Genomic DNA, 18778 nt, shown 5'->3' with positions numbered 1-18778 from the left:
AAATAGCAGACCCCGCCCCGCCCCTGATTGCGACGGCGCCGGCTGCTCCCGTACAGGCCGCGCCGCCGGTCGTTGCGCCCTCTGAGGGTGCGCCCGAATCCGATCACAGCAAGGGCGTGCCATCGGGGAACCCGCGCCGCGATGCGCAGGCGACGATGGCGGTCGAGACGAAGCGCGCCGAGACTCGGCAGGCGGCCGCGGCGAAGGCGGCGGGGATCGAGCTGAAGGACGACGATATCCTGGTGCTCGGCCGGACCCGCGAAGGCGATCCGTTGCAGGGCGCCAATTTGAAAGCGTTCGGCGCGACCCAGGCGGTCGACAGCGCGGTGCTGGGGCCGGTGGCGCGCGCCTACAAGCGCAAGGTGCCCTCCCCGATCCGCAGCGGAATTCACAATTTCCTGTACAATCTGAAGGAGCCGATCGTGTTCCTGAACTTCCTGCTGCAGTTCAAGGCGGGCAAGGCGGCGGAGACTGCGGGGCGGTTCGCGATCAATTCGACCGCGGGTGTCGCCGGGCTGTTCGACTTCGCCAAGCGCAAGCCGTTCCGCCTGCCGCGGCGGCAGAACGGGTTCGCTGATACGCTGGGCTTCCACGGTGTGAAGAACGGGCCGTTCCTGTTCCTGCCGATCGTCGGGCCGACCACGGTGCGCGACCTGTTCGGCGGCTTCATCGACCGCCTGATCCTGCCGACGACGATTGGGTCGCCGTTCACCAAGGTCGCCTATACCGCGCCGCTCGGCGCACTGGGTGCACTGGATCACCGCGCCGATTTCGACGAGACGCTGGAGGTGCTGCACGACGGATCGGTCGACCCGTACACCGCGTCGCGCGAATTCTATCTGCGGCGGCGGCAGGCGGAGATCGACCATCTGCATGGCCGCGACCGGGTAACGCCGCCGCCGGTGGTGCGGACGTTGCCTGAGACTGCGTTGGTTTCTGCGCCGACTCCGATTGAGCCGCTGTCGACGCCCGTGCCGGTGCCAGAGACCGTTACGCCGTAGACGCTGCGTCATACCGGGCTTGTTGCGGCATCCATGGCTCCGCAAACTGGCCGATCACGTAAGACGTGTTTCCCCGCGAAGGCGGGGACCCAGACTGGGCTCCCGCCTTCGCGGGAGAACAAGGAGGGGCATGACACCGTAAGACTGCGGCTCGTACATGGTCGACGGGGATTACCTCTGGCTAAGTCCGGAGCGATGAAAAATCTGGAAGCGACTTGGACGACCACGGGCGCTTGTCGCTCCCCGAGCATTACGGCAGAGCGGCGGGCATGGATGCAGTGACCCCCACCCCCTCCTCGATCGGCGCCTCGCTCGGCGACAGCCACCGCAGCGTCGCGGTGCCCGCGGGAGCTTCGTTCTGGCGGCGGTTGTTTGCGTTTGCGGGGCCGGGGTATCTGGTCGCGGTCGGGTATATGGATCCGGGCAACTGGGCGACCGACATCGCCGGCGGGTCGGCGTTCGGCTATACGCTATTGTCGGTCGTGCTGTTCTCGAACCTGATGGCGATGGTGCTGCAGGCGCTGTCGGCGCGGCTGGGGATCGTCGCGGGGCTCGACCTGGCGCAGGCGTGCCGGGCGCATTATTCGAAGCCGGTCTCGGTGGTGCTGTGGGTGCTGTGCGAGATCGCCATCATCGCGTGCGACCTGGCCGAGGTGCTGGGCACCGCGATCGCGCTGAAGCTGCTGTTCGGGCTGCCGATCCTGTACGGCGTGTGCCTGACCGCGCTCGACGTGTTCCTGATCCTGGCGCTGCAGCGGTTCGGGTTCAGGAAGCTGGAGGCGTTCATCGTCGCGCTGCTGGTGATCATAGCCGGGTGCTTCATCTTCGAGCTGTTCCTGGCGCGGCCCGACATGGCGGGCGTGCTCGGCGGGCTGGTGCCGACGACGCAGATCGTGACCAACCCGGCGATGCTGTACATCGCGATCGGGATCCTGGGCGCGACCGTGATGCCGCACAATCTGTATCTCCATTCCTCGATCGTGCAGACCCGCGCCTTCGCCAAGGACGAGGCGGGCAAGCGCGACGCGATCACGATGGCGACGATCGACGGCACCGTCGCGCTGGGCCTCGCGTTCTTCATCAACGCCGCGATCCTGATCCTGGCGGCGGCGACCTTCCATGTCGCGGGACGCACCGACGTCGCCGACATCGACCAGGCGCATCAGCTGCTCGCGCCGATGCTCGGGATGGGTGCGGCCAGCGTGGTGTTCGCGGTCGCGCTGCTGGCGTCGGGGCAAAATTCGACGATCACCGGCACGCTGGCCGGGCAGATCGTGATGGAGGGGTTCCTCAACCTGCAGATGCCGGTGTGGGCGCGGCGGCTGGTCACGCGGTTGCTGGCGATCGTGCCGGCGGTGATGGTGGTCGGCGCGATGGGCGATGCCGGCGCCACCAAGCTGCTGGTGCTGAGCCAGGTCGTGCTGAGCCTGCAGCTGCCGTTCGCGGTGGTACCGCTGGTCGCCTTCACCGGCAGTACGACGATCATGGGGACGCTGGTGAGCCCGGTGTGGCTGCGCGTGCTGGCCTGGGCGATCGCGGTGGTGATCATCGGGCTGAATGCGACGTTGCTGTGGGGGATGCTCTGAACACGCCCCCTGCGAAGTCGCGGGTGACATTGCCGCCATTCCGGTTAGGATCGCGTCAACCGTAACGACTTCCGGGACCAGCGTGATTTCAGACACCGTACAGCCGCCCGTCCCGTCCGCGCAGGCCACCGCCGACCAGCAGCTCGCCGATTCGATCCTCGACACGCTGGTCCACCGCATCGGCAAGGATGCGCAGGCGGCGCGGCCGCACGACTGGCTGGCGGCGACGATCCTGACGGTGCGCAACGACATCGTCGAACGCTGGATGGCGTCGACCAAGGCGGCGCATGCGGCGGGCGCCAAGCGCGTCTATTATCTGAGCCTGGAGTTCCTGATCGGGCGGCTGCTGCGCGATGCGGTGACCAATCTGCAGCGCGGCGATGAAGTCGCGCGCGCGCTTGCGATTCACGGGCAGACGCTCGCCGAACTGGAAGAGATCGAGCCCGACGCCGCGCTCGGCAATGGCGGTCTCGGCCGGCTGGCGGCGTGCTTCATGGAGAGCCTCGCGAGCCTCGACCTGCCCGCCTATGGCTACGGCATCCGCTATGTGAACGGCATGTTCCGCCAGCGCATCGACGATGGCTGGCAGGTCGAGATGCCCGAGAACTGGCTCGCGCACGGCAACCCGTGGGAGTTCGAACGCCGCGAGAGCGCGTATTTCGTCGGCTTCGGCGGCGAGGCGACGGTGATCGACAACCGCGTCCACTGGAGCCCGTCCGAAGCGGTCGAGGCGACCGCAGTCGACACCCCGGTGGTCGGCTGGCGCGGCAAGCGCGTCAACACGCTGCGGCTGTGGACCGCGCGGGCGTTCGATCCGATCAAGCTCGACAAGTTCAACGCCGGCGATTTCGCGGGCGCACTGGGCGACCAGCTGCGCGCGGAAACGCTGACGCGGGTGTTGTATCCGAACGATTCGACCCCGGCGGGGCAGGAACTGCGGCTGCGGCAGGAATATTTCTTCTCGTCGGCGTCGATCCAGGACATCGTGCGGCGGCACATCCAGTATTTCGGCGACATCCAGACGCTGCCCGACAAGGCCGCGATCCAGCTGAACGACACCCACCCCGCGGTGTCGGTCGCCGAGCTGATGCGGGTGCTGATCGACCATCACGACTTCGCGTTCGACGCGGCATGGGACATCACCAAGCGGACCTTTGGCTATACCAACCACACCCTGCTGCCCGAGGCGCTGGAAAGCTGGCCGCTGCCGCTGTTCGAGCGGTTGCTGCCGCGGCACATGCAGATCGTCTATCAGGTCAACGCCAAGCTGCTGCGCGAGGCGCGCGCCGCCGGTGCGGACGCCAGGATCGACGACCGCGCGATCGCCGCGATCAGCCTGATCGACGAGAGCGGCGAGCGGCGGGTGCGGATGGCGAACCTGGCGTTTGCCGGGTCGCATAGCATCAACGGCGTCGCCGCGCTGCATACCGATCTGATGAAGAAGACGGTGTTTGCCGATCTGCACCGGCTGTATCCGACGCGAATCAACAACAAGACCAACGGGATAACCCCGCGGCGCTGGTTGCAGCAGTGCAACCCGGGGCTGACCGCGCTGATCCGCGAGGCGATCGGCGACGGATTCCTCGACGATGCCGAGAAGCTGATCGATCTGGATGGATTTGCAGACGATCCCGGTTTCAGGGACCGCTTTGCCGCGGTGAAGCGTTCGAACAAGGTCATGCTGGCAAACCACATCTTCGAATCGATCGGGCTGCGGATCGACCCGGACGCGATGTTCGACGTCCAGATCAAGCGCATCCACGAATACAAGCGGCAGCTGCTCAACATCGTCGAGACGGTGGCGCTGTACGACCAGGTCCGCAGCCATCCCGAACGCGACTGGGTGCCGCGGGTGAAGCTGTTCGCGGGGAAGGCGGCGTCGAGTTACCAGAACGCCAAGCTCGTCATCAAGCTGGCGAACGACGTCGCGCGGCGGATCAATGCCGACCCGATGACGCGCGACCTGTTGCGGGTCGCGTTCGTGCCCAACTACAACGTGTCGCTGGCCGAGAAGATCGTGCCGGCCGCCGACCTGAGCGAGCAGATCTCGACAGCGGGGATGGAGGCGTCGGGCACCGGCAACATGAAGTTCGCGATGAACGGCGCGCTGACGATCGGCACGCTGGACGGCGCCAACATCGAGATCAAGGACCGCGTCGGCGACGACAACATCTTCATCTTCGGGATGACCGCGGACGAGGTCGCCGCCAAGCGCGCCAACGGCTATGACCCGCGTACGGTGATCGAGGCATCGCCCGAGCTGCGCCAGGCGGTATCGGGAATCGCGTCCGGCGTGTTCTCGCCCGACGATCCGGCGCGCTATGCCGGGCTGATGGGCGGACTGTACGACGGCGACTGGTTCATGGTCGCCGCCGATTTCGACGATTATGCCGTCAAGCAGCGTGACGTCGACGCCCGTTGGACCGACCGGGACGCGTGGACCGCCTCGGCGATCCGAAACGTCGCACGCGTCGGCTGGTTCTCGTCCGATCGCACCATCCGCGAATATGCCCGCGAGATCTGGACGGTCATGTGAAGCCACCCCCCGGTGCCATCGTCGCCCTGATCGAGGGGCGGCACGACGACCCGTTCTCGCTGCTGGGGCTGCATGCCGGACCCAAGGGCGTGTTCGCGCGCGCCTGGATACCGGGTGCCGAGACCGCGAAGGCGCATGACCTGTCGGGTGCGCTGATCGGAACGCTCAAGCGGATCGACGATCGCGGGCTGTTCGAGGGGATCGTCGATGGCGAAGTCCAGCCGGTGCGGTACCAGGCACAGGGCGGCGGCGCGGAATGGTGGGTGACCGATCCGTACAGCTTCGGTCCGGTGCTGGGCCCGATCGACGACGTGCTGATGGCCGAGGGCACGCATCTGCGGCTGCACGACAAGCTGGGCGCGCACCTGATCGAGCATGAAGGCGTGCGCGGCGTGCATTTCGCGCTGTGGGCCCCGAACGCGCAGCGGGTCTCGGTGGTCGGCGACTTCAACGACTGGGACGGCCGCCGCCACGCGATGCGCAAGCGCGGCGGCGTCGGGGTGTGGGAGATCTTCATCCCCGACCTGGCGGAATATCGTAGCTACAAGTTCGAGATCGTCGGTGCCGGGGGTGAGATTCAGCCGCTCAAGGCCGATCCGTTCGCGTTCGCCGCCGAACTGCGCCCCGCGAGCGCTTCGATCACGCGCGACATGGTGCACGATTGGGGCGATGCCGATCACCGCGCGCACTGGGCCTCGGTCGATCCGCGCCGCGTGCCGATCAGCATCTACGAAGTCCATGCCGGATCGTGGGAGCGCGACGCCGACGGCTGGTTCCTGACCTGGGATGCGCTAGCCGACCGGTTGATCCCGTACGTGGTCGAGATGGGCTTCACGCACATCGAGTTCATGCCGATCAGCGAGCATCCGTACGATCCCAGCTGGGGCTATCAGACCACCGGACTGTACGCGCCGTCAGCGCGGTTCGGCGATGTCGACGGCTTTGCGCGGTTCGTCGACGGCGCGCACCGCGCCGGGCTGGGCGTGCTGCTCGACTGGGTGCCGGCGCACTTCCCGACCGATGCGTTCGGGCTGGCGCACTTCGACGGCACCGCGCTGTACGAACATGCCGATCCGCGGCTGGGCTTCCACCCCGACTGGAACACCGCGATCTATAATTTCGGGCGGCGTGAGGTGGCGTCGTTCCTGGTCAACAACGCGCTGTTCTGGGCCGAGCGCTATCATATCGACGGGCTTCGCGTGGATGCGGTCGCATCGATGCTGTACCGCGATTATTCGCGGAAAAGCGGCGAATGGATCCCCAACGAGGATGGCGGGCGCGAGAACTGGGAGGCGGTGAAATTCCTCCAGGCGGTCAACCGCGAAATCTATGGCCAGCACCCCGGCGTGTTCACCGTCGCCGAGGAATCGACGTCGTGGCCCGGCGTGTCGAAACCGGTCCACGAGGGGGGATTGGGGTTCGGGTTCAAGTGGAACATGGGCTTCATGCACGACACGCTGCAATACATGCAGCGCGATCCGCTGCACCGGAAGCATCACCACGGCGAAATCAATTTCGGGCTGGTCTATGCGTTCAGCGAGAATTTCGTCCTGCCGCTGAGCCATGACGAAGTCGTCCACGGCAAGGGATCGCTGCTGACCAAGATGCCGGGCGACGACTGGCAGCAATTCGCCAATCTGCGCGCCTATTACGCGTTCATGTGGGGATACCCCGGCAAGAAGCTGCTGTTCATGGGACAGGAGTTCGCGCAGCGCCGCGAGTGGAGCGAGGATCGCGCGCTCGACTGGAGCCTGCGCGTCAATCGCAGCCACGAGGGCGTCCGCAACCTGGTCCGCGACCTGAACCAGGTTTATCGCGACAAGCCCGCGCTGCACGGCCGCGACTGCGAGAGCGAGGGTTTCGAGTGGCTGATCGCCGACGACGCCGCCAATTCGGTGTTCGCGTGGCTCCGCAAGAGCCCGGGCGCCAAGCCGATCGCGGTGATCGCGAACATGACGCCGATCGCACGCGCGCCGTATCGGATCCCCCTGCCGCACGACGGGCGCTGGTGCGAGATCATCAACAGCGATGCGCGCGATTACTGGGGCAGCGGGCTCGGCAATCTGGGCGGCGTGGTCGCCAAGGATGGCGCGGCGTGGGTGTGCCTGCCCCCGCTGGCGACGATCATGCTGGAATACGAGGGATAGCATCCGTCATACCGGGCCCGTCCCGGCATCCAGGGTTCCGCAGCCCCGTCGGCTGTGGGGCGCGGAACCCTGGACCCCGGAACAAGTCCGGGGTGACGAAGGTATAGAAACCGAAGAATCGGGGAGAGACGGAAATGGTCGAACGGCGCGGACAACCGCTGGCACGCGATGCGATGGCTTATGTGCTGGCGGGCGGCCGCGGCAGTCGGCTGATGGAGCTGACCGACACGCGCGCGAAACCCGCGGTGTATTTCGGTGGCAAGGCGCGGATCATCGACTTCGCGCTGTCCAACGCGATCAATTCGGGCATCCGCCGGATCGGCGTCGCGACGCAGTACAAGGCGCATTCGCTGATCCGGCACCTGCAGAGCGGCTGGAACTTCCTGCGTTCGGAACGCAACGAGAGCTTCGACATCCTGCCCGCATCGCAGCGGATCAGCGAGTTCCAATGGTACGAAGGCACCGCCGACGCGGTCTACCAGAACATCGACATCATCGAGAGCCACGCGCCCGAATACATGGTCATCCTGGCCGGCGATCACATCTACAAGATGGATTACGAGCTGATCCTGCAGCAGCATTGCGAGACCGGTGCGGACGTCACCATCGCATGCCTGGAAGTGCCGCGGATGGAGGCTGTCGGGTTCGGCGTGATGGCGGTCGACGAGCAGGACCGCGTCACCGCGTTCGTCGAGAAGCCCGCAGATCCGCCGTCGGTGCCGGGCAATCCCGAGATCGCGCTGGCATCGATGGGGATCTATGTCTTCACCACGAAGCTGCTGTTCGAGGAGCTGCGTCGCGATGCCGAGACGCCGGGATCGTCGCGTGATTTCGGCAAGGATATCATCCCGTACCTGGTCAAGCACGGCAAGGCGATCGCGCACCGCTTCAACGACAGTTGCGTCCGATCGGGGCTGGAAGAAGAGGCGTACTGGCGCGACGTTGGTACCGTCGATGCGTATTGGGAGGCGAACATCGACCTCACCGATGCGGTGCCGAAACTCGATCTCTACGATCACAGCTGGCCGCTATGGACCTATGCCGAGGTCACGCCGCCGGCCAAGTTCGTCCATGCCAGCGACGGGCGTCGCGGCGAGGCGGTGTCGAGCCTGGTGTCGGGCGACTGCATCATCTCGGGATCGTCGATCCACCGCAGCCTGATCTTCACGGGAACGCGCGCGCACAGTTATTCGGCACTCGACCAGGCGGTGATCCTGCCGCGCTGCCAGATCGGACGCGGGGCGCGGCTGTCGAAGGTGGTGGTCGATCGCGGTGTCGTCATTCCCGATGGACTCGTGGTGGGCGAGGACCCGGTGCTGGATGCGCAGCGGTTTCGGCGGACCGACAATGGCGTGGTGCTGATCACCAAGTCGATGATCGATGCGCTGACGCCGTGAGGCGCGACGCCGCTTCTGCTCCCCTCCCTGAAAGGGAGGGGTCGGGGGTGGGTTTGCCCTTGGCGAAACGCCGTTCGTGCCACAAGCCGACACACCCCCAACCCCTCCCTTCCAGGGAGGGGAGAGGACTTGCTGACCCTTCGGAATTGATTCGATGACCCGCGTTCTGTCCGTTGCTTCCGAGGCGTATCCCCTGATCAAGACCGGCGGGCTGGCCGATGTCGTCGGCGCGTTGCCGGCCGCGCTGGCGCCGCACGGCGTCGAGATGACGACGTTGCTGCCGGGCTATCCCGCTCTTGCAGCCGTCAGCAAGGGCGCGAAAATGGTGCATCGCTATGCCGACCTGTTCGGTGCGCCGGCGCGGGTGCTGGCGACGCGGATCGGCGAATATCCGCTGCTGGTGCTCGACGCCCCGAAATTGTTCGCGCGCGGCGGCGGGCCGTATGGCGATGCGAGCGGCGCGGACTGGGACGACAATTGGCGCCGCTTCGCCGCGCTCGCACGGGTCGGTGCCGACCTCGCCTCCGGGGTGGTCGCAGGCCATGACTACGACATCCTGCACGCGCACGACTGGCAGGCAGCGATGGCGCCGGCGTTCCTGCGCTGGGCACCCGGCCCCGGAGCACCCGCGCGGTCGGTGGTGACGATCCACAACATCGCGTTCCAGGGCCGCTACGGCGCCGATATCTTTCCCGAGCTCGGACTGCCCGAAGCTGCCTTTGCGATGGACGGCGTCGAATATTATGGCGGCGTCGGCTATCTGAAGGCGGGGCTGGAGGCGGCGGACGCGATCACCACGGTCAGCCCGACCTATGCCGCCGAGATCCGCCGCGCCGAATTCGGGATGGGGCTGCAAGGCCTGATCGCGACGCGCGCGGCGCGGGTCACCGGAATCGTCAACGGGATCGACCCGGCGGTGTGGAACCCGGCCAGCGACCCTGCCCTGCCTTCGCGCTACACCGCGCGCGCGATCGGGCGGCGCCGGGTCAACAAGCGCGCGGTCGAGAAGGCGTTCGGGCTCGACGTCGGCGACGGCCCGCTGTTCACCGTCATCAGCCGACTGACCGCACAGAAGGGCATGGACGTGCTCGCGGCGGTGCTTGATGATCTGGTCGCGATGGGCGGCCGGCTGGCACTGCTCGGTTCGGGCGATGCCGCGCTGGAACGCGCGTTCCTCGACGCGGCCGAGCGGCATCCCGGGCGGGTCGGCGTCCGGATCGGGTATGACGAGCCGGTCTCGCACCTGCTGCAGGGCGGCGCCGACGCGATCCTGATCCCGTCGCGGTTCGAACCCTGCGGGCTGACGCAGCTATACGGGCTGGCCTATGGCTGCGTGCCGGTGGTGGCGCGGACGGGCGGCTTGTCGGACACCGTGATCGATGCCAACGAAGCCGCGATCGCCGCGGGCGTCGCGACCGGCATCCAGCATGACGGCGTCGCGCCCGAGACGGTGTTGCACGCTCTGTCGCGCGCGATCGCGCTGTTCGCGGTGCCGGAGCGCTGGGCGACGCTGCAGCGCAACGGCATGCGCGCCGATTTTTCCTGGGGCGAAAGCGGTCGCCGCTACGCCCAGCTCTATGCGAACCTGATGGGGACCCCATGATCCGTACCGTACCGACGACGCCCTATACCGACCAGAAGCCCGGCACGTCGGGGCTGCGCAAGAAGGTGAAGGTCTTCCAGCAGCCCAACTACGCCGAGAATTTCGTGCAGTCGGTGTTCGACGTGGTCGACGAGAAGGCCGGCGCGACTTTGGTGATCGGTGGCGATGGCCGCTTCCTCAACCGCGAGGTGATCCAGGTCGCGATCCGGATGGCGGCGGCGAACGGCTTCGGCCGCGTGGTGGTTGGGCGCGGCGGGATCCTGTCGACACCGGCTGCGAGTCATCTGATCCGCAAGCGCGGGGCGATCGGCGGGCTTATCCTGTCGGCGAGCCACAATCCCGGCGGTCCCGACGAGGATTTCGGGATCAAGTACAACATCGCCAATGGCGGCCCGGCGCCCGAGAAGGTGACCGACGGCATCCTCGCGCGGACGCTGACCATCGATCGCTGGCTGACCGTCGAGGCCGACGACATCGACCTGGATGCGGACGGCGTGGTCGAGGTCGGCGGGATGCCGGTCGAGGTGGTCGACCCGGTCGAGGATTATGCCGCGTTGATGGAGACGCTGTTCGACTTCGACGCGATCCGTGCCGCGAAGCTGACGATGGCGTTCGACGCGATGAGCGCGGTGACCGGGCCGTATGCGACCGAGATCCTCGAGGGACGGCTGGGCTTTGCGAAGGGCACCGTGCGCAACGGTACGCCGTTGCCCGATTTCGGCGGGCAGCACCCCGACCCGAACCTGGTCCATGCGCACGAGCTGTACGAGACGATGATGGCCCCCGACGCGCCCGATTTCGGCGCGGCGTCGGACGGTGACGGCGATCGCAACCTGATCATCGGCCGCCACAGGTTCGTGACGCCGTCGGACAGCCTGGCGATGCTGGCCGCGAACGCGCATTTGGCGAAGGGGTACACCGGCGGGCTGAAGGGTATCGCGCGGTCGATGCCGACCAGTGCGGCGGCCGACCGGGTCGCCGAAGCGCTCGGCATCCCGGCATTCGAGACGCCGACCGGGTGGAAGTTCTTCGGCAATCTGCTCGACGCCGGACGCGCGACGATCTGCGGCGAGGAGAGCGCGGGGACCGGATCCGACCATGTCCGCGAGAAGGACGGGCTTTGGGCGGTGCTGTTGTGGCTCAACATCCTGGCGGTCCGCGGCGAGAGCGTCGATGCGATCGCGCGCGATCACTGGGCGAAGTTCGGGCGCAATTATTACGCGCGCCACGATTACGAGGCCGTCGAAAGCGACAAAGCGGACGCGCTGATGGCGGCGCTGCGCGGGTCGCTGGCGACGTTGCCCGGCACGCAATTCGGGGATCTGACGGTCGAGTCTGCGGACGATTTTGCCTATACCGACCCGACTGACGGATCGGTCAGCCGCAACCAGGGCGTTCGCGTGCTGTTCGAGGGTGGCAGCCGCGTCGTGTTCCGGCTGTCGGGGACCGGCACCAGCGGCGCGACGCTGCGGGTGTATCTCGAACGCTATGAAGCAGTCGGCGGCGATCTCGACCGCGAGACGGGCGAGATGCTCGCCGATATCGTCGCGGCGGCGGATGCGATCGCCGGGATCGTCAAATTCACCGGGAGGACTGCGCCGGACGTCGTGACGTGAAACTCGGCTATGTCCTGCCGGCGCTGCTGATCGCGGCAGCGCCGGCGCCCAAATCTCCGGCGCAGCTGTTCGGGCCACTCTATCATGCGGTCGAGATGCGCGGCATCTTTCCCGACTCGAAGACCTTTGCCGATGCCGTGCCGAAACGCACCGCCGCGGCGATCCTCGCCGACTACGCGAGATGCCGGTGCGACGACGACACGGCGCTACGCCAGTTCGTCCGGGTCAATTTCGACTTACCCGGCACACCCGCCCCGCCGCCCTCGTCCGAGCGGCTGCCGCTGAAGGCGCATATCGACGCGCGCTGGCCGCAGTTGACCCGCGCGACGCCGCGCGTCCCGGCCGGATCGTCGGCGATCAGCCTGCCGCGCCGCTACGTCGTGCCTGGCGGGCGGTTTCGCGAGATGTATTACTGGGACAGCTATTTCACGATGCTGGGGCTGGCGCGGTCGGGGCGGCAGGACCTGGTCGAGGAGATGGTGGTCGATTTCGGCAGCCTGATCGACCGCTATGGCCGCATCCCCAACGGCACGCGGACCTATTATCTCAGCCGTTCGCAGCCGCCGGTGTTCTACCTGATCGCCGGGCTTTCGCGCGATGCGAGGACGCTCGCCGTCCGCAACCGCCAGCTGCGCGCGGAACATGATTTCTGGATGGCCGGCGCCGATACGCTGAAGCCCGGGCAGCAACGCGCGCGGGTGATGCGACTGGCGGATGGCGCGCTGCTCAACCGCTATTGGGACGACCGCGACGGTCCGCGCGACGAGAGTTATCGCGAGGATGTCGAGCTGGCCGATCGCACGCCGGGCCGCGACCGCCGCCAGCTGTTTCGCGAACTGCGCGCGGCGGCGGAAAGCGGTTGGGACTTCTCGTCGCGGTGGTTCGGCGATGGCCGCAGCCTCGCGACGATCCGCACCACGCGGTTCGCGCCGATCGATCTCAACAGCGTGATGGTGGGCATGGAACAGGCGATCGCGGCAAACTGCGCCACGCTGGGCGATCGAGCCTGCGCGGCGTCGTATCGCGCCAAGGCGGACGCGCGTATCGTGGCGATCCGGGCGCATCTGTGGACCGGGCGGTTCTTTGCCGATTACGATATCGATACCGGCAATCCCTCCGGATTCGTGAGCGCGGCGATGGCGTTCCCGCTGTTCGCGGGGATCGCCACCGACGACCAGGCGCGCGCGACCGCGGCGGCGCTGGTCCCGCTGGTCGGCGAGGGCGGTATGCGGACCACGCTGATCGGCAGCGGGCAGCAATGGGACGATCCCAATGGCTGGGCGCCGCTGCAGTGGATCGCGGTCGCGGGCCTGCGGCGCTACCGCGAGACGGCGCTTGCGGACCGGATCACCACCGCGTGGCTCGGCAGCGTCGAGCGCGAATACGAGGCGAGCGGGAAGCTGCTCGAGAAATACGACGTGGTCGAGCGGCGGGCCGGCGGCGGCGGCGAATATCCCAACCAGGACGGTTTCGGCTGGACCAACGGCGTGACGCGCGCGCTGATGGCGCCATGACGATCCGCCGCCGCCGCACCGCGCTGTACATGCCCGCCTCCAACGCGCGGGCGATCGCGAAGGCGCGGACGCTGGCGTGCGACGTCGTGATCCTCGACCTTGAGGACGCGGTCGCACCCGAGGAAAAGGCGCGCGCGCGCGACCGGGTGGTCGCCGAGGTCGGCGCGGGCGGGTTCGGCACGCGCGAACTGGTGGTGCGGATCAACGGCCTCGATACGCAATGGGGCATGGACGACGCCGCGGCGGTGCGCGCGATCGGCGCCGATGCGGTGCTGGTGCCGAAGGTGTCGGGGGTCGACGACCTGATGGCCGCGCGCGCGGTGCTGGGCGAGGACGGGCCGGCGATCTGGGCGATGATCGAGACCTGCGCCGGGATACTCGCGTTGCCGGCGCTGTCTGCTGCTGCGAATGCGGCGAGGCTGGCGGTGATGGTAGCCGGCACCAACGACCTGGCGAAGGAGATGCGGTGCCGGCCCGGTGCGGACCGGATGCCGCTGGTCCCGGCGCTGGCGGGGATCGTGATGGCGGCGCGCGCGGCGGGGATCGCGGCGCTGGACGGGGTCTGCAACGCGATCGACGCGCCGGACCGGCTGGCCGCGGAATGCGCGCAGGGGGCGATGCTGGGGTTCGACGGCAAGACGCTGATCCACCCGGCGCAGATCGGCGCGGCGGAGGCTGCGTTCGGGCCGAGTGCGGAGGAACTGGCGTGGGCGCGGGCGGTGATTGCGGCGTTTGCGGTGCCGGATGCTGCGGACAAGGGGGCGATCCGGCTGGACGGCCAGATGGTTGAACGGCTGCATCTGGCCGAGGCCGAGGCGATGGTGGCGGAAGCGTGACGATCTGAGCCCGTTCCCCCGCGAAAGCGGGGGCCCAGGGTTCCGAACGGTACGCTTGTAACCCTGGGCTCCCGCTTTCGCGGGAGAACGGTTGGTCTGTGATGGTGCCCCTACTTCGCCGGCGTCAACTTAATCAGCCGCCCCTGCGAGTCGCCGCCATCTTCCAGCACCCAGATCGCGCCGTCCGGTCCCTGCTCGACCTCGCGGATGCGGGCGCCCATGTCCCATTGGTCGCCCTTGGCCGCATTCGTGCCGGTCAGGTGGACGCGGACCAGCGATTGCGACGACAGGCCGCCGATGAACGCGTCGCCCTTCCACTGCGGGAACATGCTGCCCGAATAGATCATCAGGCCGCCCGGCGAGATCACCGGGTTCCACCAGACTTTCGGCGCTTCATAGCCGTCGCCAACCTTGTGATCGGGGATGTCGCGGCCGTCGTAATGGCTGCCGTTCGAGGCGTTGGGCCAGCCATAGTTGAGACCGGGCCTGATCAGATTGACCTCGTCGCCGCCCTTCGGCCCCATCTCCTGCTCCCAGAGATTGCCGGCCTTGTCGAACGCGATGCCGAGCAAATTGCGGTGGCCATACGACCAGACCTCCGGCGCGAAACCCTTGCTCGCGAGCGGATTGCCGGGGGCGGGCTTCCCGTCGAGCGTCAGGCGCAGGACTTTCCCCAGCGTGGCCTTCGGGTCCTGCGCAGGGGTAAATTTCTGGCGCTCGCCGTTGGTGAAGAACAGGTATCGGCCGTCGGGCGAGAAGGCGATGCGGCCCGAATAATGGCCGTTGCCCTCGACGAAGGGACGCGCGCTGAACAGCGCCTCGATTTCGCCGAGGTGTTCGCCGCCGCCACCGTTCGGACGCAGGCGTCCGCGCGCGAGGACGACGCCCTTGCCGCCCTCCCCTGCGGTCGAATAGCTGAAATATACGCGCTTGCTGGTCGCGAAGTCGGGCGCGAGGACGATGTCCATCAAGCCGCCCTGCCCCGCCGAATCGACGGTGATCGTCGCGACCGTCTGGCGTGACTTGCCATCGGCGGAAACGAGCAGCATCTCGCCCTTCTTCTCGGTAACAAGCATGCGCTTGTCTGGCAGGAACGTCATCGCCCAGGGTGAATCGAAGTCGGCGACGACGGTGCGGGTGAAGGGCGCGGCGGACGGCGGCGTGTCGGCAACCGCAGGGGCGGCGGCGTTCGACGCCCCGGCGATCAACGCGATCGGCAAGGCTAGCAGGTGGTGGCGCATCATTTCTCTCCCGGGAAAATCTCACGTCCAACGCGCGTTAGCAGCGATCGGATGCGCAAGACCGTACGGCGGGCTTGTACGGGGCGGACAACCCGCGTATATCCTCCACCTACTCTAAATCGTCAGATGAAGAGGCTGCGGGGTTCTCCCCGCGGCGCCAACGACCCGTGTTTGGAGCCATGATGGCGGATATCGCCCAATTGACCGCGTTGATCGAGCCCGAGGCGCAAGCCCTGGGGCTGAGCCTGGTGCGCGTGCGGATGCAGGGCGGCAAGTCCGACCCGACGCTGCAGGTGATGGCCGAGCGTCCCGACACCCGCCAGCTGGTGATCGAGGATTGCGCCGAACTCTCGCGCCGCATCTCGGACAAGTTCGACGCGCTCGAGGAAGCCGGCAAGGATCCGATCCCGGTCGCCTATCGCCTGGAAGTCTCGAGCCCGGGGATCGACCGGCCGCTGACCCGCCTGCAGGATTTCGCCGACTGGGCCGGGCAGGAAGTCCGCATCCGCCTTACCGAGCCGTTCGAGGACCGGAAGCAGATTTCGGGCAACCTGATCGGCGTCGAGGGCACCAGCATCACGGTCGACGTCACCAAGCACAAGCTGATGACGATCGACTATACGCGGGTCGCCGACGCGAAACTCGTCATGACCGACCGACTCATCGCCGCCACCGCCCCGCTTTCGATCGAAGGCGCGGACGAGGTGTTCTATCAGGATGTGCCAGACGAGTCCGAGACTCCGGCCGCCGAGACCAACGAAAAAGGACAGCATTGATGGCTACGGCAGTCACCTCCGGGACCTCTGGCGTCACCGCCAACCGCGCCGAACTGATCGCGATCGCGAACTCGGTCGCGTCGGAAAAGATGATCGACAAGGCGATCGTGATCGAGGCGATGGAGGACGCGATCCAGCGCGCCGCGCGCTCGCGCTACGGCGCCGAGAACGACATCCGCGCCAAGCTCGATCCGAACACCGGCGACCTTCGCCTGTGGCGCGTCGTCGAAGTGGTCGAGGCGGTCGATGACTATTTCAAGCAGGTCGACGTCAAGGGCGCGGAGAAGCTGCAGCCCGGCGCGGTGATCGGCGACTATATCGTCGATCCGCTGCCCCCGATCGAGTTCGGCCGCATCGCCGCACAGGCCGCCAAGCAGGTGATCTTCCAGAAGGTTCGCGATGCCGAGCGCGAGCGCCAGTATGAGGAATTCAAGGACCGCGCCGGCGAGATCATCACCGGCGTCGTCAAGCGCGTCGAGTTCGGCCATGTCGTGGTCGACCTGGGCCGTGCCGAGGGCGTCATCCGCCGCGACGCGCAGATCCCGCGCGAAGTGGTGCGCGTCAACGACCGCATCCGCTCGCTGATCCTCAACGTCCGCCGCGAGAACCGTGGACCGCAGATCTTCCTCAGCCGGGCGCACCCCGACTTCATGAAGAAGCTGTTCGCGCAGGAAGTGCCCGAGATCTACGACGGCATCATCGAGATCAAGGCTGCGGCTCGCGATCCGGGTTCGCGCGCGAAAATCGGCGTCATCTCGCATGATTCGTCGATCGATCCGGTCGGCGCCTGCGTCGGCATGAAGGGGTCGCGCGTTCAGGCCGTCGTGCAGGAAATGCAGGGCGAGAAGATCGACATCATCCCGTGGTCGCCCGACACCGCGACCTTCGTCGTCAACGCGCTGCAGCCGGCTTCCGTCAGCCGCGTCGTGATCGACGAGGAAGAGGACCGCATCGAGGTGGTCGTTCCCGACGATCAGTTGTCGCTCGCGATCGGTCGGCGCGGCCAGAACGTCCGTCTCGCCAGCCAGCTGACCGGCAGCGCGATCGACATCCTGACCGAGGCCGATGCGTCCGAGAAGCGCCAGAAGGAGTTCGTCGAGCGTTCGGGGATGTTCGAGAAGGAGCTCGACGTCGACGAGACGCTGGCACAGCTGCTGGTCGCCGAGGGCTTCACCAGCCTCGAGGAAGTCGCCTATGTCGAGGTCGAGGAGATCGCCGGGATCGAGGGCTTCGACGAGGACCTCGCAGGCGAGCTGCAGAACCGCGCGACCGAGGCGCTGGAGCGCCGCGACGCCGCCAATAAGGAAGAGCGGACCGCGCTGGGCGTCGACGACGCGCTGATCGACATGCCGTATCTGACCGAGGCGATGCTGGTCACGCTGGGCAAGGCGAACATCAAGACGCTCGACGACCTCGCCGATCTGGCGACCGACGAGCTGGTCGAGAAGAAGCGCGTCGAACCGCGCCGCCGCAACGAGGACGCCCCGAAGCGTCCGGAACCGAAGGGCGGGATCCTCAGCGAGTATGGCCTGAGCGACGAGCAGGGCAACGAGATCATCATGGCCGCGCGCGCGCACTGGTTCGCGGACGAGGAGCCGGCCGAGGCGCCTGCTGCCGAAGCTGCTGCCGAAGCCCCAGCGTCGGAGGAGAACGAAGCCTGATGCCGTTCGTCAGCATCCGCATCTCCGGGTCCGCGACCAAGGACCAGAAGGCCGGCATCGTCGCCGACGTCACCCAGTCGCTCGTCGAGCGGCTGGGGAAGAACCCGGCTGCGGTGCAGATCGTGATCGAAGAGATCGCGGTGGAGAATTACGGCGCCGGCGGACTGCTGATCGCCGACCGCGACAAGACGCCTCCGGTGCGGGAGGACGCTCGTGCGGAATCCTCGCAATGAGACGCTAGGGCGTTTTTCACGCGCGCCGTCACCCCGGACGCGGTCCGGGGTCGACCGGTCGGCTTGTTCTCAGGCCGATGGGTTCGGGGAGCCGTGGCTACCGGACCCGAGCGATGAGACGCTAACGCGTTTCACCATTCGTCATGCCGGGCTCGTCCCGGCATCCAGGGTTAGTCTCCGTACCCCTGTTGCGCTCTACGACTCTGGATGCCGGGACGAGCCCGGCATGACGGGGGGTACGCCGGACGGGTCAGTCGAGCGGCGGCAGTTCCAGGTCGACCGCGAGATCGCGCCAGTGCGGGTTTTCGCGTTCGATCAGGTTGAGCTTGTAGCGACGCGGCCATTTCTTGATGCGCTTTTCGGCGTCGATGGCGCCTTCCATGGTGTCGGCCATCTCGAACCACACCAGATGGGTCACGCCGTAGCGCTTGGTGAACCCTTCGAATGTGCCTTCGCGGTGCTGGATGATACGGCCGATCAGGTTGGACGTCACGCCGATGTACAGCGTGCCGTTGCGCCCGCTGGCGAGGATGTAGACGCACGGCTGCCGGTCCCTCATATCGCGGAGACTGCCGCGCGATGGACCCCGGAACAAGTCCGGGGTGACGGAGAGCTATTTCGTCATGCCGGG

At 67.1% G+C, this 18778-nt stretch carries 14 protein-coding genes; 12 read left to right on the top strand and 2 right to left on the bottom strand.

Going from position 1 to position 18778, the window contains the following annotated elements:
- The first annotated feature begins 116 nt into the window (after positions 1–116).
- From SJY20_RS04530 to SJY20_RS04490, 9 genes are all read left to right on the top strand, one after another.
- Entirely contained in the window at positions 117–1001 is an 885-nt protein-coding gene (locus SJY20_RS04530; RefSeq protein ID WP_380785410.1) for a VacJ family lipoprotein, read from the top strand.
- A gap of 269 nt (positions 1002–1270) precedes the next feature.
- Entirely contained in the window at positions 1271–2587 is a 1317-nt protein-coding gene (locus SJY20_RS04525) for an Nramp family divalent metal transporter (protein ID WP_380785409.1), read from the top strand.
- A 154-nt stretch (positions 2588–2741) separates the two neighbouring features.
- Positions 2742–5123, top strand: a complete 2382-nt coding sequence (locus SJY20_RS04520) for a glycogen/starch/alpha-glucan phosphorylase (RefSeq protein WP_380788558.1) — start codon at positions 2742–2744, stop codon at positions 5121–5123.
- Positions 5120–7270, top strand: a complete 2151-nt coding sequence (gene glgB / locus SJY20_RS04515) for a 1,4-alpha-glucan branching protein GlgB (protein ID WP_380785408.1) — start codon at positions 5120–5122, stop codon at positions 7268–7270. The genes SJY20_RS04520 and glgB overlap by 4 nt, the downstream gene beginning before the upstream one ends.
- A gap of 134 nt (positions 7271–7404) precedes the next feature.
- Positions 7405–8667, top strand: coding sequence for a glucose-1-phosphate adenylyltransferase (gene glgC, locus SJY20_RS04510; RefSeq protein WP_380785406.1), 1263 nt, complete (start codon positions 7405–7407; stop codon positions 8665–8667).
- A 154-nt stretch (positions 8668–8821) separates the two neighbouring features.
- A complete protein-coding gene (gene glgA / locus SJY20_RS04505; protein ID WP_380785405.1) occupies positions 8822–10270 on the top strand; it encodes a glycogen synthase GlgA in 1449 nt (482 codons plus the stop codon).
- A complete protein-coding gene (locus SJY20_RS04500) occupies positions 10267–11886 on the top strand; it encodes an alpha-D-glucose phosphate-specific phosphoglucomutase (RefSeq protein WP_380785404.1) in 1620 nt (539 codons plus the stop codon). Before glgA ends, SJY20_RS04500 begins: the two co-directional genes overlap by 4 nt.
- Complete coding sequence (treF, locus tag SJY20_RS04495; RefSeq protein ID WP_380785403.1) at positions 11883–13400, top strand: alpha,alpha-trehalase TreF; 1518 nt, start codon at positions 11883–11885, stop codon at positions 13398–13400. Before SJY20_RS04500 ends, treF begins: the two co-directional genes overlap by 4 nt.
- Positions 13397–14236, top strand: coding sequence for an HpcH/HpaI aldolase/citrate lyase family protein (locus SJY20_RS04490; RefSeq protein WP_380785402.1), 840 nt, complete (start codon positions 13397–13399; stop codon positions 14234–14236). Before treF ends, SJY20_RS04490 begins: the two co-directional genes overlap by 4 nt.
- Before the next feature lie 110 nt (positions 14237–14346).
- On the opposite strand, the gene SJY20_RS04485 is transcribed toward SJY20_RS04490, so the two are convergent.
- Positions 14347–15480 carry a PQQ-dependent sugar dehydrogenase gene (locus SJY20_RS04485; RefSeq protein WP_380785401.1) on the bottom strand — a complete coding sequence of 378 codons (1134 nt, stop codon included), beginning with the start codon at positions 15478–15480 and terminating at the stop codon, positions 14347–14349.
- A 179-nt stretch (positions 15481–15659) separates the two neighbouring features.
- On the opposite strand from SJY20_RS04485, the gene rimP reads away from it, so the two are divergent.
- The 3 genes from rimP to SJY20_RS04470 are packed head-to-tail and all read left to right on the top strand — an operon-like array spanning position 15660 to position 18147.
- Positions 15660–16253 carry a ribosome maturation protein RimP gene (gene rimP, locus SJY20_RS04480; RefSeq protein ID WP_380785400.1) on the top strand — a complete coding sequence of 198 codons (594 nt, stop codon included), beginning with the start codon at positions 15660–15662 and terminating at the stop codon, positions 16251–16253.
- Positions 16253–17914 (top strand): transcription termination factor NusA, encoded by a 1662-nt coding sequence (gene nusA / locus SJY20_RS04475; RefSeq protein WP_380785399.1) that lies wholly within the window; start codon positions 16253–16255, stop codon positions 17912–17914. Before rimP ends, nusA begins: the two co-directional genes overlap by 1 nt.
- Positions 17914–18147 carry a 4-oxalocrotonate tautomerase family protein gene (locus SJY20_RS04470; RefSeq protein WP_380785398.1) on the top strand — a complete coding sequence of 78 codons (234 nt, stop codon included), beginning with the start codon at positions 17914–17916 and terminating at the stop codon, positions 18145–18147. The genes nusA and SJY20_RS04470 overlap by 1 nt, the downstream gene beginning before the upstream one ends.
- A 250-nt stretch (positions 18148–18397) precedes the next feature.
- Here SJY20_RS04470 and SJY20_RS04465 read toward each other — a convergent pair whose 3' ends face one another.
- Positions 18398–18706: a GIY-YIG nuclease family protein gene (locus SJY20_RS04465; protein WP_380785397.1), complete on the bottom strand. Its 309-nt coding sequence runs from the start codon at positions 18704–18706 to the stop codon at positions 18398–18400.
- Positions 18707–18778: the final 72 nt, after the last annotated feature.

It is taken from the genome of Sphingomonas sp. R86521, from assembly GCF_042466235.1.
GTDB lineage: Bacteria > Pseudomonadota > Alphaproteobacteria > Sphingomonadales > Sphingomonadaceae > Sphingomonas.
This window is presented reverse-complemented; position numbering and strand designations above follow the sequence as displayed.

Excerpts from the sequence above, each read along its gene's own strand:
- SJY20_RS04525 (WP_380785409.1), top strand. The coding sequence starts at position 1,271 with ATGGATGCAGTGACCCCCACCCCCTCCTCGATCGGCGCCTCGCTCGGC.
- glgC (WP_380785406.1), top strand. The coding sequence starts at position 7,405 with ATGGTCGAACGGCGCGGACAACCGCTGGCACGCGATGCGATGGCTTAT.
- glgA (WP_380785405.1), top strand. The coding sequence starts at position 8,822 with ATGACCCGCGTTCTGTCCGTTGCTTCCGAGGCGTATCCCCTGATCAAG.
- SJY20_RS04500 (WP_380785404.1), top strand. The coding sequence starts at position 10,267 with ATGATCCGTACCGTACCGACGACGCCCTATACCGACCAGAAGCCCGGC.
- SJY20_RS04490 (WP_380785402.1), top strand. The coding sequence starts at position 13,397 with ATGACGATCCGCCGCCGCCGCACCGCGCTGTACATGCCCGCCTCCAAC.
- SJY20_RS04485 (WP_380785401.1), bottom strand. The coding sequence starts at position 15,480 with ATGATGCGCCACCACCTGCTAGCCTTGCCGATCGCGTTGATCGCCGGG.
- rimP (WP_380785400.1), top strand. The coding sequence starts at position 15,660 with ATGGCGGATATCGCCCAATTGACCGCGTTGATCGAGCCCGAGGCGCAA.
- nusA (WP_380785399.1), top strand. The coding sequence starts at position 16,253 with ATGGCTACGGCAGTCACCTCCGGGACCTCTGGCGTCACCGCCAACCGC.
- SJY20_RS04470 (WP_380785398.1), top strand. The coding sequence starts at position 17,914 with ATGCCGTTCGTCAGCATCCGCATCTCCGGGTCCGCGACCAAGGACCAG.
- SJY20_RS04465 (WP_380785397.1), bottom strand. The coding sequence starts at position 18,706 with ATGAGGGACCGGCAGCCGTGCGTCTACATCCTCGCCAGCGGGCGCAAC.